The organism is Bradyrhizobium sp. SZCCHNRI2009, assembly GCF_032485115.1.
Classification (GTDB): Bacteria; Pseudomonadota; Alphaproteobacteria; order Rhizobiales; family Xanthobacteraceae; genus Bradyrhizobium.
Map to the genome: position 1 here is coordinate 95,283 of NZ_JAUEUH010000001.1, position 16,512 is coordinate 111,794.

Annotated in this window: 17 protein-coding genes; 10 read left to right on the forward strand and 7 right to left on the reverse strand. The window is 65.1% G+C overall.

Features of this window, described 5'->3' with window-relative positions; all coding sequences use genetic code 11:
* Positions 1 to 16: 16 nt before the first annotated feature.
* A complete protein-coding gene (locus QX041_RS00490) occupies positions 17 to 1,645 on the reverse strand; it encodes a fatty-acid--CoA ligase (RefSeq protein WP_315752068.1) in 1,629 nt (542 codons plus the stop codon).
* Positions 1,646 to 1,765: 120 nt separating this feature from the next.
* Between QX041_RS00490 and QX041_RS00495 the strand changes: the two genes are divergently transcribed.
* Together QX041_RS00495 and QX041_RS00500 are read left to right on the forward strand one after the other, a co-directional pair.
* Complete coding sequence (locus QX041_RS00495; RefSeq protein ID WP_316164247.1) at positions 1,766 to 2,863, forward strand: extensin family protein; 1,098 nt, start codon at positions 1,766 to 1,768, stop codon at positions 2,861 to 2,863.
* Between the two features lie 117 nt (positions 2,864 to 2,980).
* The gene (locus tag QX041_RS00500) at positions 2,981 to 3,970 is read left to right on the forward strand and encodes a DUF4424 family protein (RefSeq protein WP_316164248.1); all 990 of its coding nucleotides are present in this window, start codon (positions 2,981 to 2,983) and stop codon (positions 3,968 to 3,970) included.
* Positions 3,971 to 4,155: 185 nt separating this feature from the next.
* Here QX041_RS00500 and QX041_RS00505 read toward each other — a convergent pair whose 3' ends face one another.
* Positions 4,156 to 4,836: a L,D-transpeptidase gene (locus QX041_RS00505; protein WP_011925214.1), complete on the reverse strand. Its 681-nt coding sequence runs from the start codon at positions 4,834 to 4,836 to the stop codon at positions 4,156 to 4,158.
* A 343-nt stretch (positions 4,837 to 5,179) separates the two neighbouring features.
* Here QX041_RS00505 and QX041_RS00510 point away from each other — a divergent pair, with 343 nt between their 5' ends.
* Together QX041_RS00510 and QX041_RS00515 are read left to right on the forward strand one after the other, a co-directional pair.
* Entirely contained in the window at positions 5,180 to 6,157 is a 978-nt protein-coding gene (locus QX041_RS00510; protein ID WP_316164249.1) for a magnesium transporter CorA family protein, read from the forward strand.
* Between the two features lie 391 nt (positions 6,158 to 6,548).
* Positions 6,549 to 6,767, forward strand: a complete 219-nt coding sequence (locus QX041_RS00515) for a hypothetical protein (protein ID WP_409998659.1) — start codon at positions 6,549 to 6,551, stop codon at positions 6,765 to 6,767.
* Between the two features lie 256 nt (positions 6,768 to 7,023).
* Here the strand turns inward: QX041_RS00515 and QX041_RS00520 are convergent, their stop codons facing one another.
* Entirely contained in the window at positions 7,024 to 7,776 is a 753-nt protein-coding gene (locus QX041_RS00520; RefSeq protein ID WP_316164250.1) for an SDR family oxidoreductase, read from the reverse strand.
* Positions 7,777 to 7,915: 139 nt separating this feature from the next.
* Positions 7,916 to 8,566, reverse strand: a complete 651-nt coding sequence (gene pdxH, locus QX041_RS00525; protein WP_315715527.1) for a pyridoxamine 5'-phosphate oxidase — start codon at positions 8,564 to 8,566, stop codon at positions 7,916 to 7,918.
* Between the two features lie 125 nt (positions 8,567 to 8,691).
* Here pdxH and QX041_RS00530 point away from each other — a divergent pair, with 125 nt between their 5' ends.
* Together QX041_RS00530 and QX041_RS00535 are read left to right on the forward strand one after the other, a co-directional pair.
* Positions 8,692 to 9,096 (forward strand): RT0821/Lpp0805 family surface protein, encoded by a 405-nt coding sequence (locus QX041_RS00530; RefSeq protein WP_315752065.1) that lies wholly within the window; start codon positions 8,692 to 8,694, stop codon positions 9,094 to 9,096.
* Between the two features lie 112 nt (positions 9,097 to 9,208).
* On the forward strand, positions 9,209 to 10,171 hold the full coding sequence (locus QX041_RS00535) for a DnaJ C-terminal domain-containing protein (RefSeq protein ID WP_316164251.1): 963 nt from the start codon (positions 9,209 to 9,211) through the stop codon (positions 10,169 to 10,171).
* Between the two features lie 361 nt (positions 10,172 to 10,532).
* On the opposite strand, the gene QX041_RS00540 is transcribed toward QX041_RS00535, so the two are convergent.
* Together QX041_RS00540 and QX041_RS00545 are read right to left on the reverse strand one after the other, a co-directional pair.
* Positions 10,533 to 11,306 (reverse strand): anti-sigma factor, encoded by a 774-nt coding sequence (locus tag QX041_RS00540; protein ID WP_316164252.1) that lies wholly within the window; start codon positions 11,304 to 11,306, stop codon positions 10,533 to 10,535.
* A 91-nt stretch (positions 11,307 to 11,397) separates the two neighbouring features.
* Entirely contained in the window at positions 11,398 to 11,886 is a 489-nt protein-coding gene (locus tag QX041_RS00545; protein WP_315802311.1) for a sigma-70 family RNA polymerase sigma factor, read from the reverse strand.
* Positions 11,887 to 12,092: 206 nt separating this feature from the next.
* Between QX041_RS00545 and fabI the strand changes: the two genes are divergently transcribed.
* The 4 genes from fabI (at position 12,093) to QX041_RS00565 (ending at position 15,972) form a co-directional block, all read left to right on the forward strand.
* Positions 12,093 to 12,926, forward strand: a complete 834-nt coding sequence (gene fabI / locus QX041_RS00550) for an enoyl-ACP reductase FabI (RefSeq protein WP_316164253.1) — start codon at positions 12,093 to 12,095, stop codon at positions 12,924 to 12,926.
* Between the two features lie 12 nt (positions 12,927 to 12,938).
* A complete protein-coding gene (locus QX041_RS00555) occupies positions 12,939 to 13,538 on the forward strand; it encodes a histidine phosphatase family protein (RefSeq protein WP_315715533.1) in 600 nt (199 codons plus the stop codon).
* 114 nt (positions 13,539 to 13,652) lie between these two features.
* Positions 13,653 to 14,738, forward strand: coding sequence for a chorismate synthase (aroC, locus tag QX041_RS00560; RefSeq protein ID WP_315715534.1), 1,086 nt, complete (start codon positions 13,653 to 13,655; stop codon positions 14,736 to 14,738).
* A 58-nt stretch (positions 14,739 to 14,796) separates the two neighbouring features.
* Entirely contained in the window at positions 14,797 to 15,972 is a 1,176-nt protein-coding gene (locus QX041_RS00565) for an adenylate/guanylate cyclase domain-containing protein (RefSeq protein ID WP_316164254.1), read from the forward strand.
* Positions 15,973 to 16,031: 59 nt separating this feature from the next.
* Here QX041_RS00565 and clpS read toward each other — a convergent pair whose 3' ends face one another.
* Entirely contained in the window at positions 16,032 to 16,337 is a 306-nt protein-coding gene (gene clpS / locus QX041_RS00570) for an ATP-dependent Clp protease adapter ClpS (protein WP_315715536.1), read from the reverse strand.
* Between the last annotated feature and the right edge of the window lie 175 nt (positions 16,338 to 16,512).

Sequence of the window (16,512 nt, forward strand, 5' to 3'; positions counted from 1 at the left end):
GGAGCGGGAGTGCTTGCTAGGCAGCGGCGTTGGGGAAGCGATAGCTCTTGAACTGGTCGCGCAGCGCAGTCTTCAGGATCTTGCCCGTTGCCGTGTGCGGGATGCCGTCGACGAAGGCGACGTCATCGGGCATCCACCATTTGGCGATCTTGCCTTCCATGTATTTCAGGATGTCCTCGCGCGTCGTGGTCTGGCCGGGCTTCAACTGCACGATCAGCAGCGGGCGCTCGTCCCATTTCGGATGATAGACGCCGATGACGGCAGCCTCGGCGACGGCGGGATGGCCGACGGCGAGATTCTCGAGGTCGATCGAGGAGATCCATTCGCCGCCGGACTTGATGACGTCCTTGGAGCGGTCGGTGATGCGCATGTAGCCATGTTCATCGACGGTGGCGACGTCGCCGGTGTCGAAGAAGCCTTCATCGTCGAGGATGTTGCTGTCGACCTTGTAGTAGGCCTTCGACACCGCGGGACCGGACACCTTGAGCCGGCCGAAGGTCTTGCCGTCCCACGGCAACTCGGTGCCGGCATCGTCGGTGATCTTCATCTCGACCCCGAACGGCGGGAAGCCCTGGGTCTGCAGCACATCGAGCTTGGCGTCGCCGTCGGCGGCGAGGAACGGCGGCTTCAGGGTGGCGAGCGTGCCGATCGGGCTCATCTCGGTCATGCCCCAGGCATGGCGCACGCCGATGCCCATGTCGAGGAAGGCCTGGATCATCGAGCGCGGCATCGCCGAGCCGCCGCACACGACCATCTTCAGATGCGGCAGTTTGAGGTTATGCGCCTGCATGTGCTGCAGCAGCATCAGCCACACCGTCGGCACGCCGGCGGTGTAGGTCACCTTCTCGGTGTCGAGCAGCTCGTAGACGGACGCGCCGTCGAGCTTGGGGCCGGGCATCACCAGCTTGGTGCCCATCGAGGGAGCGGAGAAGGCAATGCCCCAGCTGTTGGCATGGAACAGCGGAACCACCGGAAGCATTGTGTCTGCTGCGGACGTACCGAGTGAATCCCGGCTATTGGCCATCAACGCATGCAGCACGTTGGACCGATGCGAATACAACACACCTTTCGGATCACCGGTGGTCCCGGACGTGTAGCACATCGCGGCTGCGGTGTTCTCGTCGAAGGTCCCCCAGGCGAAATCGCCGTCGGCCTCGCCGATCCACGATTCGTAGGCGACGGCATTCTTGAGCGTCGTCTGCGGCATGTGCGCGGCGTCGGTCAGCACGATGTAGCGCTCGACGCTCGGCAGCTTGTCGGCGAGCTTCTCGAGGATCGGCACGAACGTCAGATCGGTGATGACGATGCGGTCCTGGGCATGGTTGATGATCCAGCCGATCTGCTCGGGAAACAGGCGCGGATTGACCGTGTGACAGATCGCGCCGATTCCCATGATGCCGTACCAGACCTCGAGATGACGGCCGGTATTCCAGGCGATGGTGGCGACGCGGTCGCCCAGCTTGATGCCGTCGCGCGTCAGCTTCTGCGAGACCTTGAGAGCGCGGTCGTGGATTTGCCGATAGGTGGTGCGAACGATGGGGCCTTCGACCGAGCGGGTCACGACCTCCTGGGAGCCGTGGATTGTCGCCGCATGCTCGATGATCCGGTGACAAAGCAGGGGCCAGTCTTGCATCAAACCAAGCATCAGGTCGTTCCTCCGGTATTCGCTTGCAGCGAGGGTCTTTTGGTCTCTTTGGTCAATTTTAGCGCGCGCCGCACCCGACGCAAATGGGCTTGTGATGGCCACGACGTCGCGCCGGGCGTGATGGTTAGCGCTGTGGCCGTGGCGATCGCATTGAGCTGGCTCATGGCGGTGCCGGCGGCGGCCGCGAAATCGGCGCACCGCAGCCCGCCCGCGGCCTCTGAGCCCGCAGCGAAGCCGGCCGACGACGTTGCCAAGGTGCCGCTTCCGCAGCCGCGGCCAGCCGACGCGCCGGCGCGGCAGGCGGCCAAGGGTGAGGATGCCGCTCCGCGCGACGCGGCCAGCGGCGGTCCGAAGGCGGATGCCCAAGCCCCGCCGCCGCCCTCGGCCTGCCGGCTGGCCCTGACCGAAGAGGTCGCGATCGCGCCATCGATTCCGCCGATCAAGGGGCCTGGCGGCTGCGGCGGCGAGGACCTGGTGCGGCTGGAGGCGGTGGTGCTGCCTGACAAGCGCAGGGTGGCGCTGACGCCCGCGGCGACCATGCGTTGTCCGATGGCGACCGCGGTCGTCAACTGGGTGCGCAACGACGTGGCGCCGCTGGCCGAGCGGCTCGGCAGCGCGGTCACCGCGCTCGACAATTTCGATTCATATCAGTGTCGCGGCCGCAACAATGTCAGCGGCGCGCAGTTATCGGAGCACGGCCGTGCCAATGCGCTGGACGTCCAAGGGTTCAAGCTGGCCGACGGCCGCCTGGTCGATCTCACCGACCGCACCCAGCCGCGCGATTTGCGCGAGGCGGTGCTGCACGCGGTGTGCACCCATTTCTCCACGGTGCTCGGCCCCGACTCCGACTGGTACCACGAGGATCACATCCATCTCGACCTGATGGAGCGGCGGAACAATTACCGGATCTGCCAATGGGACGTGTTGGATCCGCTGCCGAAGGTCGCGCCCCTGATGCCGGCGATGCGTCCCGACGATGCGCCGCCGCGCGAGACGGCTGAGGACGGGGACGTCAAGGGCGGCAAGGCCGCGGCCAAAGCGGGGTCGGCTGCCACACCCGGTGTCAGTGCGGAGAAGGCGGCTGCCCCGTCCGAGTCAGCTGCTGATGACGGCGCTGCAGCGGAAGCTGAAGAGACGGAGCCGGCAGCGTCTCCGCCCGCGGCTCAACATGTGCCAGCCAAGAGTGGTGGCAAGAGGAAGCACAAGAACAAGTCATGAGTGGCGTTGCGCCGATCGCAATGACCAGCTAGGCGCTTTGGTATCAAAGTAGAGGGGGGCGCCGACGTGATGAAGTTGTCTTGTCAAAGGAAGTCTGGCTGTCGGTTCCTCGGAGGCGTGGTCCTGCTGCTGATCGGGACCTGTCCGCTAAGGGCCAACGATTCCTCCGCGGCAATGGCAGCGGGCGGGCTGACCCTGGTCAAGAATCAGCAAGTGCGGATGGTGTCGGAGGTGCTGCGCATTGCGCCCCGGCTGGTCGAGGTCACCTACGTGTTTCAGAACACAGAGTCAGACGACGTTACCACCCTGGTCGCCTTTCCACTGCCGGACCTCGACCAGCAGACCTTGAACGTGCATCCCGTAAATCTCGCCTTCGAAGGCAAGGCCAATTTCGTCGGTTTCGAGGTCTGGAGTGATGGGCGGGAGATCGCGCCGGATGTGGATGTGAGAGCCTTTGATGACCGCGGCCGCGATGTCACTGCGGAGCTCAGGCGTCTAGGCGTCGATCCGGTCAATCCGAGCCTCGACGAGGTCCGCCACGGGGCTGCATTGCGGAGCCAGCATCTGGCCGAGTTCGAAGACAAGGATATTCTTCCGATCTGGAAAACGCGTGTCAGCTTTCACTGGCAGCAGAGATTCCCGGCCGGCAAGCAGATCACGATCAGGCACCGCTATCGGCCTGTCTATGGCTCATGGTACACGCCGACCGATTCCCGGGTGTCTCGAGTCAAAACTTCGAGCGAACTCGGTGGGCCCTGGTGCTTCGATCGCGGGTTTGTTGCTGCCGAGCAGCGCCTGCTCGATCGAGAAAGCGCGGCTAACAAGAATGGCTCAGGCGGCTCTGACATTCTGTATGACAATGTCCAATATGTGCTGAAAACCGGCGCCAATTGGCATGGCCCAATTGGCCGTTTCGAACTGCAGATCGATAAGGGCGGAGCGGACTTGGTCTCGACCTGCCCGGTTCAGGGACTGACGCTGCAGCGGGTCCCTTACGGCTTCAGCGGCGTTGCAATCGACTACACCCCGACTAGCGATCTCGACATCCTGTTCGTGTCCAGCCGGTTTCTCGGCAAGGCCGATGGATCCGACGCCAGGACCAAGTAAAGGCACTAGCTAGCCTGCGGATATGCTGGGGTCAGGCAGGAGCCGCGCGAAGATGATCTCGCTCATGCCAGTATCCGAGGCAGCACCAGTCCAAAACAAAAGAGCGCCGGTTGCCCGACGCTCTCGAAAAGGGTGCTAAACGAGTTTCTCGGCTTTGAAATTTTGTCCGCCGTTCCAGGAGGTGCTCACTGCATCGCAGCGTAGGTGCCCCCGCCCTGCAGCGCCATCTGCGGCTTGTAGGGCGAATCACCCTTCTTCGGATCGAGGACCACGACGATGGTGCCGACCTTCACCCGGTTATAGAGGTCGATCGCGTCCTCGTTCGTCAGGCGGATGCATCCCGAGGAGATCGAGGCGCCGATATATTCCGGCTGGTTGGTGCCGTGGATGCGGAACAGCGTGTCCTTGCCGTTGGCATAGAGGTACATCGCGCGCGAGCCCATCGGATTGTCGGGGCCCGGGGCGACGAAGGTCGGAACGCCCAGCCGCTCGATCTCGCCCTTGGTCGGATGCCAAGCCGGCCACTCGGTCATGGCGCCGACCTTGGCGATGCCCGACCAGGCCATGGCCTCTTCGCCGACGGTGATGCCGTAGCGGATCGCCTTGCCGCCATCCAGCACGTAATAGAGGTAGTGGCTGTCGGAATCGACGACGATCGAGCCCGGAGCTTCCTTGCGGTGATAGTCGACGATCGCGCGCCGATAGGGCTCGGCCACCGGCGTGTTGGTGTAGCGGATCTTCGCGAGAAGTTCCTTGTCCTTCGGCTTGAAGGCCTGGGTGTTGGTCGCCTCGTACGTCGTGGCCTGCATGCAGCCCGACAGCATCAGGCCGGCGGCCAGGAGTCCGAGTTTCACCTTCAGCGACATGTCACCAATTCCAATCGACAGCTGACGTTGCAATGACACGGCCGCGCCACTGCAGCGCGATTCCACATGTCCCATTATCGTCAAAATCGTTCTCAATTCCAGCCGATACACGCACAGGTCACGCTGCAGCGCCGCGATTGTTGCTTTTTTGCCGCAAAGTTGCGGGCAGTCATCCACAGCTGTGCTTCGAATGGCACGGTCAGCTCCCCCTCGGCGCCGCGCGAGAGGCCGCGGAGCATTGGCGCGAAAAGCCGATGGACCGGACTCGCAAGCTGCGTCACAAGGCGGCAGCATCCCACCGCTAAGTCCCCGAAATTCAGGTTTCGCGATTCGGAGTTTGTCCATGTTCTCGGTGTTCGTCCCGTCCGAAACCGCGCTGAAGAAGATGGCGATCACCGATCCCGCGGCTCTGCCCGACAATGCGGTCTGGGTCGACCTGGTGAACCCCAGCAATGCCGAGGATCGGGCGGTCGAAAAGCTGGCCGGGATCGCGGTGCCGACGCGCGAGGACATGCAGGAGATCGAGATCTCCAGCCGCCTCTATATCGAGAACGGCGCCCGCTACATGACGGCTACGCTGATGTGTCACTCGGACTCCGATATGCCCAGGACCACCGCCGTCACCTTCATCCTGGCGGGCCACCGTCTGGTGACGGTCCGCTACGACCAGCCGCGACCGTTCGCCGTGGTGGAGGCAAAGCTCGCTCGCAACTGTGCGCCCGGGATCACCGGCGAGATGGTGCTGATGGAGTTGCTCGATGCGGTAATCGACCGCTGCGCCGACATTCTCGAGAAGGTCGGGGCCGATATCGACCAGGTCAGCCACGAGATCTTCGAGCCGAACAATGAGCGTCACGGGCACGCCAAGCAGTATTCGCAGATCCTGATCGCGATCGGGCGCAAGGGCGACCTGACCTCGAAGGTGCGTGAGAGCCTGGTGTCGATCGGTCGTCTCGTCACGTTTCTCTCTGCGGTCGTCGAAGGCGTGAAGTGGTCGAAGGATATGCGCGAGCAGCTCAAGACCATGCAGCGCGACGTCGCCTCGCTGACCGACCACGCGTCCTATCTCGCGGGCAAGATCACCTTCGTGCTGGATGCGATGCTCGGTGTCGTCAACCTCGAGCAGAACAACATCATCAAGCTGTTCTCGGTGATGGCGGTGGTGCTGATGCCGCCGACCTTGATCGCATCGATCTACGGCATGAACTTCAAGATGATGCCGGAGCTCGAATGGGTGCACGGCTATCCGATGGCGCTGGTGCTGATGCTGATCTGCGCGATCGTGCCGTACTACATCTTCAAATTGAAGAAGTGGCTGTAGTGCCGCGGGCCTGAAAACCCTGGCTCTGGCGACAGATCTGGGCGAGGCCTGCGGCATTGTGCCGTCATTCCAGGTGATGCCTCATTCGCGCCCCGTTGTTAGCTGCGGGGCAGAGTCCGTCGCTATGCACCTCAGGTGACACAAGCGGTGAGATGCAACACATAATAGGAAATACTTGTTAGGCCGGCTGCAAAGCCGCTGCAAAGCCGCCCCAATTCCTCAGGTAAAATTTGATGGGAACGCTGAACGTTTGATCGAAACTTCTCTGCGATAAATCTGCACCAGCATGACAAACAACGAGCGCCTCGGCGCGTGGCATGCAAGGCAGAGCTCGAGGGCGCGTTCATCGCGCCTTATCCAAGAGGCGGCGGCAATGGTTGAGAAACGCATAATGGCATCGAACAACGTGATCGATCTTGCCAGCTATCAGCGCAGCCGCGCCGACATCGTCGTGGCCCATGCGCTGTCGCCGCGCACCTGCCGCTACTGCGGCGCCGATCTCGAGGAGGACGAGCGCGACGATGATTGCTCCAGCGCCCTCAACGTCGAGTCCGACCGCCTGCGCTGGCGCGCCGCGCAGATTCTGCGCGGTTTGGTGTGCGAAGGCTGAACGACCGTTCTCGACGTGACGGTATTCAGGCAATGCCGTCTGCGCGGCCAGTGATTGGAAATTCAGTACGCCGATCCCATCCCATGAACAGCGTTCCCTCCGGGAGCGCTGTCTTGTTTGTGGTGGTCGGTAGGTCCGTATCGATCTTCGGAGATGGCGTTAATCACGCCTTCGCGCGGTCATCCGGAACTTGCCGAACGTGGCAAGCCGCCATGAACCAAATCGAACACGGGCAAGCGTCTCCGCGTCGATTGCCTCAGACGTGCTGGCCGCCGTTGATGTGGATCTCGGCGCCGTTCACGTAGGAGCTGGTCTCCGTGCACAGCACGTAGATGATCTTGGCGACCTCGTCGGGCGTGCCGAGGCGCTGCATCGGGATCTGCTCCTGCACGATCTTCTCGGTGCCCGGCGACAGGATCGAGGTGTCGATCTCGCCCGGCGCGATCGAGTTGACGCGGACGCCGACCCGGCCGAAATCCGACGCCATCTCGCGGGTCAGGGCGGCCAGCGCCGCCTTGGAGGTCGCGTAGGCCGCGCCGGCGAAGGGATGCACGCGCGAGCCGGCGATCGAGGTGACGTTGACGACGGAGCCCCTGGCCGCCTTCAGCTCCTTGATCAGGCCGCGCGCCATCATGATCGGCGCGAAGAAGTTGACGCGGAAGACGTGATTCCAGGTGTCGAGGTCGGTGTCGACGGTGCCGAGCCGGGCACCGCCCGCGCCCTTCGGCGAGATCGCGGCGTTGTTCACCAGCGCGTGCAGCTCGCCGCCGTCGATCCGCTGTTTGATCTCGGCGATCGCGCGCACGGTGTCCTGGGGATCGGACAGGTCGACCTGGACGTGGTCCTCGGGGCCGGCGCCCCACGGGCATTCTTCGGGAAAGGGGTGCCGCGAGCAGGTGAGGACGCGCCAGCCGGCTGAGGAGAAGCGGATCACGGTGGCATGGCCGATGCCGCGGCTGGCACCGGTCAGCAGCATTGTGCGCCGTGGCTGATTGGAAGAGGTCGGCATGAACTGCGTCTTTCACGATCCCGGACGGGATCAACTTACCACAATGGTTGTGCGTTCGGCGCCTGATTCACGCGCGCGATGGCGATTCGTTGGCGTATCGGACGCCTGGAGGCCGGGCGCAAGCCCGCGCGGCGATCCCCTACGGATACATCCGCACCTTGGTCCACGGCCGGCCCGAAGCCTCGCGCCGGAATTCGATGCGGTCGTGCAGGCGGAATGGCCGGTCGTGCCAGAACTCCATGCTGACGGGCGTGATGCGCCAGCCGCTCCATCCTGGCGGGCGCGGCACCTCGCCGATGATGTATTGCGCGGCGACCTTGGCGATCGCCTGCTCGAACGCGAAGCGGCTCTCCAGCGGCTGCGACTGCTTGCTGGCCCAGGCGCCGAGCTGCGCCTGCTTCGGCCGGGTCGCGAAATAGGCGTCGGCCTCTTCGTCGGTCACCGGCGCCACGAGGCCGCGGATGCGGACTTGGCGGCGCAGCGACTTCCAGTGAAACAGCAGCGCGGCCTTCGGATTGGCGGCGAGCTCGCGGCCCTTCTGGCTGGCCTTGTGGCTGTAGAAGACGAAGCCGTCCTCGTCATAGCCCTTCATCAGCACCATGCGCACGTCAGGCAGCCCGCTGTCGTCGACCGTTGCCAGCGCCATCGCATTCGGATCGTTGGGCTCGCTCTTGCCGGCTTCGGCAAACCACGCCGCAAACAGCGCAAACGGCTCGCCGGCCTGGGTAAAATCGGCCGATGTACCGGATGTTAAGGTTGTCTGGTGTTTGATGCTCGTGGGGTCGGTCATGTGTATGGGGAGTCCGAGTTTTGCGTTCACCCGCGGCCAGGCGCGTGCAAGTCCATTCTGGTCCGGCCCTATATAGGGCATCGGTCCGGCTTGGCCTATCCGCGATCGGTCATGCCGGCACGGCTTTGACACTCATTCTAATCGGCCTGTCCGGCGGCGGCTGCAGCCTGTCGCGCCCTGAAACGGCCTTTGCCAAGATGGACGATGCGGAGATCACCGGCGCGGTCAGCCCGCCGCCCGAGCGCGAGCCGACCGAAGCCGATCTCGCTTTTGCCCGCAACGCCGCGTCGGACGTGCTGACCAAGGGGAGCAAGGATTCCAGCCAGCCGTGGCAGAATCCGCAGACCGGCGCCCGCGGCTCGGTGACGCCGATCGCCAAGTCCTACACGGCCGACAACGGCCGCACGTGCCGCGATTTCCTGGCGAGCTACGTCAACGGCAAGACGGAACGCTGGCTGCAGGGCTCGGCGTGCCGTATCGAGCGTGGGCGCTGGGACATCCAGACGCTCAAACCCTGGCAGCAAAGCTAGCCGGGGTCGTCTGGAACCCGTTGCAAAAATACAACGGACTCCCCAGATGAAATGCGAAGCGGGCGGGGAGCCCATAGGTTAGTATCTGACTTTCTGTAAGGAGACGTGACGGATGCGCGACCCCTATGAGGTCTTGGGGGTGCCGCGAAGCGCCAGCGCTGCGGCCATCAAGAGCGCCTATCGCAAGCTCGCCAAGAAGCATCATCCCGACAGCAACAAGGATGACCCGAAGGCATCGGCGCGGTTTGCCGAGATCAATTCGGCCAACGAGATCCTGGGCGACGAGGAAAAGCGCAAGCAGTTCGATCGCGGGGAGATCGACGCTGACGGCAAGCCGCGCTTCCAGGGCTTTCCGGGTGGCGGCGCCGGCCGCGGCGGGCCGGGTGGCGGCTTCGAGAGCTATACCTTCCGCAGCGGCGGCGGGCCGGGCGGCGGCTTCGGCGGTGGCGGATTCGAGGACATTCTGAACAGCATGTTCGGCGGCGCCGGCGCGCGCGGTGCACGCGGCGGCGGCGGCTCGTTCGAGTTCGACACCGGCGGTGTCGGCCTCGACCTCGATCTGAAGGTTGCAATGTCGGTCTCGCTCGAGGAGTCCGTCAATGGCGGCGAGAAGCGGGTGCGGCTGCCGTCGGGCAAGGAGCTCAACGTCAAGGTCCCCGCCGGCGTCACCGCCGGCCAGCAGATTAGGCTGAAGGGGCAGGGCGAGAGCGCGCCCGGACACCGGCCGGGTGATCTCCTGATCACGATCCAGATCGCGCCGCATCCGTTCTTCAAGGTCGAGGGCAGCGACCTCAGGCTCGATCTGCCGATCACGCTTTACGAGGCGGTCCTGGGCGCCAAGGTGAGGGCGCCGACGCTCGGCAGCGCGGTCGAGCTGTCGATCCCGAAGAACACCTCCAGCGGCCGGACCTTCCGGCTCAAGGGTAAGGGCCTGCCCAAGAGCGACGGCTCGGCCGGCGATCTGTTCGTCACCACCCGGATCGTGCTGCCCGACGGCAACGACGCAGAGCTCGAAGCCCTGATGACCAGATGGCGCGACCGTCATCCCTACAATCCGCGCAGCAACCTCTCCTGAGGTTGCGCGTTGCGGACGACTCGGCTGAAAACGAGCTGGAAAGCTGAGAAAAAAGTGCGGCCTCGAAAGGGGGACCAGCGCGGTACAAAACCCCGATCGAGGCCGCTTCCGTGTCGATCGGCGGATCGAACACTCCTCATTTTTTCGTGAACATTTGGCGCTATATTGAGACGTGCCGGTGACCTGATTCCAGATTTCCGGTGACCGAATTGCGGCGCCGACCCTGGCGTGTCTCCCGCCTGAGCCATGCGGGGATCAGGATCCTCTCGGGCAGCGCTCGCGGCCATCCTGCAAACGCTTCTGATCACGGCCGTAATCGCGCCGAGGCCGGCACCTCGCGAAATCGGGCAATGGTCCGCCGCTAGCCGCCCGCCCGTTCGGTCTGGTCATAAACAAGGCGCGCGACCTGAGTGAGACGCGTCCGGTCACTGCCGCCGCTGACGACGTAGCTGACGCCGCGCTCCGCCCACGAGAGTGCAGCGGTGTTGCCCTGCGCCGTATAGCGCATCTCGGCCGCCTCGATCCCGACCTTGGTCGCATACACCGTGAAGCGCTCGCCGGAGGTGCTCTCGTACATCAGGAAGGACGCCGGGCCGGTCGGCCCGGGCAGCAGCCGGCCGCCGACGAGCTTCAGTCCGGTGGTTTCCAGCTCCGGCGCCTGCACGGTGCGACCGCAGCGCCGCGTCAGCCATTGCTGCAGATGGGCCTTCTCGTCGCCAGGAACCTCCACCGGATGGCGCACCTCCACGACATAGAGCCGGTGCGCATCGAGCGCCTCGCCGGCAAGGGCCTGCAGCGGCGACGGCGAGGACGCGGCGCCACGCGCGACCCAGCCGACCGCGCCGCCGACCGCGAAGGCCGCCACGCTTGCCGCCATGGCCGCGACGACCCAGCGCCGCGGCCGGCGCTCCAGGCCGTCGAGGTCGAGCCGCGGCGGCACCGGCTCGTTGACGATCGAATCGTAGCGGGCATGGAGCGCCTCAGCCATGCTGCGCCAGGATTGCACCCGCTCGGCGTCCGCCGGATGCGCGGCCAGCCAGCGCTCGACGTCGCTGCGGCGCTCGGCCGGCAGCTCGTTGTCGACATAGGCGTGCAGCTCGTCTTCGGTGACGGGAATGGTCGGCTCGGTCATCATCGGGATCTCGTTGCAATCGGGCGGCTGCGGCGATGCGCGGTCGCTGCAGGCTTGGGCAGCCGAACATGGCAGGGCGGCTTTTGTGCAGTGGTCATTTCACCCTCCGCAGCGCCGGCCGCTCGCCCTCGAGCACGGCACGGACATGGGCGCGGGCGCGGGCGAGGCGGGACATCACGGTGCCGATTGGGACACCCTGGATATCGGCGACCTCGCGGTAGCTCATGCCTTCGAGCACGACGAGGAGAAGCGCCGCGCGCTGCTCCTCCACCAGGGTCGCCAGCGCGCGCTCGATGTCCCGGCCCTCGGCCTCGGTGCCGCTGGCGTCGGCATTGTCGTCCTGGAGCGGCATGAAGTGCGGCCGCCGCGCCAAGGAGCGCCGGCGGTTCTTGTTCAGATTGGTCAGGATCGTGTACAACCAGCTCCTGATGTCGCCGCCCAGGAACAGCCGCTCCGAGCGCAGCGCCCGCACCAGCGTGTCCTGGACCAGTTCGTCGGCCGCGTCCATGTCGCGCGCCAGCGCCCGGGCATAACGGCGCAGTGCCGGAATCATGGTCTCGACGCTCTGGCGGAACGCGTTCATGGAATGCCCTGCGGCTGTTCGCTGCGATGACAAGGGCGCAGGCCGCAGCCGGCGTCTTGCAAAGATCATAACCCCGCGATGATCAGCGTATTCCGGACCGCAAGCCCTGCGGGGGAGTTTGCCACAGAGCGGGCGGAATGGGGCTGTACCGGGCCAGACCGGTGGTGTACGTCCAGTCCTTAATAATCAGTTCGATGGGAAGCCGCATGGCGCAGATTTCAGGTTTGATGCAGGGCAAGCGCGGGGTCGTCCTTGGCGTGGCCAACAACCGCTCGATCGCCTGGGGCATCGCCAAGGCCGCGCGCGCGGCCGGCGCGGAGATCGCGTTGACCTACCAGGGCGACGCGCTGAAGAAGCGGGTCGAGCCGCTGGCGGCCGAGCTCGGCGGGCTCGTGCTCGGCCATTGCGATGTCACCGATCCCACGACCATCGACGCGGTGTTCGACGTGCTCAAGGAGAAGTGGGGCCAGATCGATTTCGTGGTCCACGCCATCGCCTTCTCCGACAAGGACCAGCTCGACGGCCGCTACATCGAAACCACGCAGGACAATTTCTCCAAGAGCATGCTGATCAGCTGCTACTCGCTGACGGCGATCGTGCAGCGCGCCGAGAAGCTGATGACCGACGGCGGCTCGATCATCACCTTGACCTATTACGGCGCCGAGAAGTGGATGCCGCACTACAACGTGATGGGCGTCGCCAAGGCCGCGCTGGAAGCCAGCGTGCGCTATCTCGCCGCCGATCTCGGCGAGAAGAACATCCGCGTCAATGCGATCTCGGCAGGACCTATCAAGACGCTGGCCGCCTCGGGCATCGGCGACTTCCGCTACATCCTGAAGTGGAACGAATACAACGCGCCGCTGCGCCGGACCGTGACCATCGACGAGGTCGGCGACAGCGCGCTGTATCTCTTGTCCGACCTGTCGCGCGGCGTCACCGGCGAGGTGCATCACGTCGATTCCGGCTATCATGTCGTCGGCATGAAGCGGCCCGAGGCGCCCGACATCTCGCTGAACAATTCCGTCGGCGCCAAGGAATAACGTCAACGCGCAATGCCACGGCCCACGATCTACTACATCCGCCACGGCGAGACGGAATGGAATGCGCTCGGCCGGCTGCAAGGCACGCAGGACATTCCGCTGAACGCGCTCGGGCGGGTGCAGGCGGTGCAGGCCGGCAACATCCTGGCCGAGCTCGCTGCGCGCAACGGCCATGATGCGGCGCGCCTGCCCTACGTCGCTAGCCCCCTCAGCCGCGCCCGCGCGACCATGGAGTTGGTGCGTGAGACCCTGAGCCTGCCAGCCGAGGGCTATGCGCTCGATGCCCGGCTGCGCGAGATCGGCTACGGCAAATGGGAAGGGGCGACGCTGCCGGAAATGCAGGCGGCCGATCCCGCCTTCTATGCCAGGCGGCTGACCGACAAATGGTCGCTGGCGCCCGAGGGCGGCGAGACCTATGCCGACGTCGAGCGCCGCGTGCGCGACTGGTACGATGGGCTGTCTGGCGATATCGTGGCGGTCGCCCATGGCGGCACGGCGCGGGCGCTGATGGTCGCGCTGGGCTTCGAGACGCCGCACGGCGCCGTCGACCTGCCGATCCAGCAGGGCGCGGTCTATGTGTTCGGCGAGAACGGGTTCGAGAAGTACAGTTAGTTTGTCTCCGTCGTTCCGGTGCGCCTTGCAGAGGCGAACCCGGAATCTCGAGAGTCCGGTCTGGTCCTTCGGACCATCCCGGAATGATGGTTTTTCCGGTTGGGTGATCAGCTCATGTCCTTCAACACCTTCGGCCACATGTTCCGCGTCACCACCTTCGGTGAGAGCCATGGCGTGGCCATCGGCTGCGTGGTCGACGGCTGTCCGCCGCGGATCCCGCTCGCCGCCGACGAGATCCAGCGTGATCTCGACCGCCGCCGTCCCGGCCAGTCGCGCTTCACCACCCAGCGCCAGGAGCCGGACCAGGTGAAGATCCTGTCAGGCGTGATGGCTGATCCCGACACGGGCGTGCAGGTCACCACGGGCACGCCGATCGCGCTCCTGATCGAGAACACCGACCAGCGCTCCAAGGACTATTCCGAGATCAAGGACAAGTTTCGTCCCGGTCACGCCGACTTCACCTACGAGGCCAAATACGGCCTGCGCGACTATCGCGGCGGCGGTCGTTCCTCGGCGCGCGAGACCGCGACGCGCGTCGCCGCCGGCGCGATCGCGCGCAAGGTCCTGCCCGACGTGAAGGTGCGCGGTGCGCTGGTGCAGATGGGTCCGCACAAGATCGATCGCGGCAACTGGGACTGGGACGAGGTCGCGCGCAATCCCTTCTTCTGCCCCGACAAGGACAAGGCGGCGTTCTTCGAGGACTATCTCGACGGCATCAGGAAGTCCGGCTCGTCGATCGGCGCCGTGCTCGAGATCGTCGCCGAGGGCGTGCCGGCGGGACTTGGCGCGCCGCTCTACGGCAAGCTCGATGCCGATCTCGCCGCGGCGATGATGAGCATCAACGCCGTGAAGGGCGTCGAGATCGGCGCCGGCTTCGGCGCGGCCGAGCTGACCGGCGAGGAGAACGCCGACGAGATGCGCTCGGCCAATGACGGCACGCGCTTCCTCTCCAACAATGCCGGCGGCATTCTCGGCGGCATCGCCACGGGACAGCCGATCGTGCTGCGCTTCGCGGTCAAGCCGACCTCGTCGATCCTCACCCCGCGCCAGACCGTCGACCGCTCAGGCCAGGAGACCGAGATCCTGACCAAGGGCCGTCACGACCCCTGCGTCGGCATCCGCGCGGTTCCCGTCGGCGAGGCGATGATGGCCTGTGTGTTGGCCGATCACCTGCTGCGCCATCGCGGCCAGGTGGGGTAGCCGCACGCTGCCGCCGCGGCTGTTTGCTGTTGCCACGCTGCTCGCCTAGTGTCGTCCCATGGACACTTCCAAGCTGCGGGACATCAAGGACTGGCTGGTCGACGGCGCGCGCTCAGCGGCGACGCCGAGCCAGATGATGTCCGAATGCTGCGATCGTCTGGTCGGGCTCGGCGTGCCGCTGTGGCGCGTGGGCGTGTTCGTCCGCACCCTTCATCCTGATATCGCCGGCCGCAGCTTCATCTGGCGCCAGGGGGCGGAGGTCGAGATGGGCTCGGTCGATTTCGGCTTCGAGAGCACGCCGGCCTACAGGGACAGCCCGCTTGCGCGCGTGTTCGAGCAGGGGACCGAGTTCAGGGCCGATCCTCGCGATCGGGAAGCCGAGCTCTTTCCGATCCTGATGGATCTGCGGGCCGAAGGCGTGACCGACTATTTCACTCTTCCTTTGACCTTCATCGACCGTGCGGTCCACGCGTCGAGTTGGACCACCAAATCTCCAACAGGCTTCACCGACGCGCATCTGAATGCAATCCGCTCGCTGATGCCGGCTTTGGCGCGCTACACCGAGATCGTCACGCTTCGACGTACGGCCTCGATGCTGCTCGACACCTATGTCGGCAATCGCGCCGGCGAGCGCATCCTGGGCGGCCAGATCCGCCGCGGCCATACCGATACGCTGGATGCGGCGATCTGGCTGTCGGATCTGCGCGGCTTCACGCCCTTGTCCGATCGCCTGCCGGCTGAGGACGTGGTGGCGATCCTCAACCACTATTTCGACTGCCAGGTCGATCCGATCCGCGAGCAGGGCGGCGAGGTGCTGAAGTTCATGGGCGACGGCCTGCTCGCGGTGTTTCCGTTTCGCGAGCAGGGCGGCGATCCGACCGAGGTCTGCGCCCGCGTCCTTGCGGCGGCGCGCGCCTCGCGGGCCCGCGTCGATGCGCTCGAATACGCGGCCAGCGGCACCGGGGAACGCTTCCGCTTCGGCGTCGCGCTGCATGTCGGACGGCTGCTCTATGGCAATATCGGCGGCGGCAACCGGCTCGATTTCACCTGCATCGGTCCGGCCGTCAATCTTGCGGCCCGGCTGGAGAAGATCGCCGCGCGGCTGAGGCGCACCGTGGTCGCCTCGGAGACTTTCGCCGGAGCCTGTGCCGAACCATGGACCGATCTCGGCGCGTTCCCGATCGCGGGCCTTGCGACGGAGCAGCGCGTGTTCGGGCTTCGCGAAGAGGATTAGTTCTCCGGCCTGAAGCACGATCCGGAAAGGTGGAAACCGGTTTTCCGAAAGATCATGCTCTAGGTCTCCGGCTCGGTGGTGAACAGCAGCGGATAGCCCTTGGCGCGGCCGGCATCGGTCGCGCGCGTCGCCTTGGTCTCGGCGACGTCCTTGGTGAACACGGCCACCACGCAGACGCCGAGCTTATGCGCCGTGATCATGACCTTGTAGGCCTGGTCCTCGGTCATGCTGAATTCCGCCTTCAGGATCATCACCACGAAATCGCGCGGCGTGAAGTCGTCGTTGACGAGGATCACCTTGTAGAGCCGCGGACGCTCGGTCTTGGTGCGTACCTTCGTCTTGGGCTTGGTGACGGCATCGTTCATTCTAAGGGCGCGCCTGTGTTCCGGATGCGGCAGTCACGCCACGATACAGGCTTCGGCCGCTCCGGGAAACCACGGGCTGCATGCCTTGCGCGATGGGCGCACGCGGCTGCCTGACATCCGGGCAAACCCCAGGGGACTAACCGGAATGTGAATGGATGTGTGCGTTCCCGCTTTG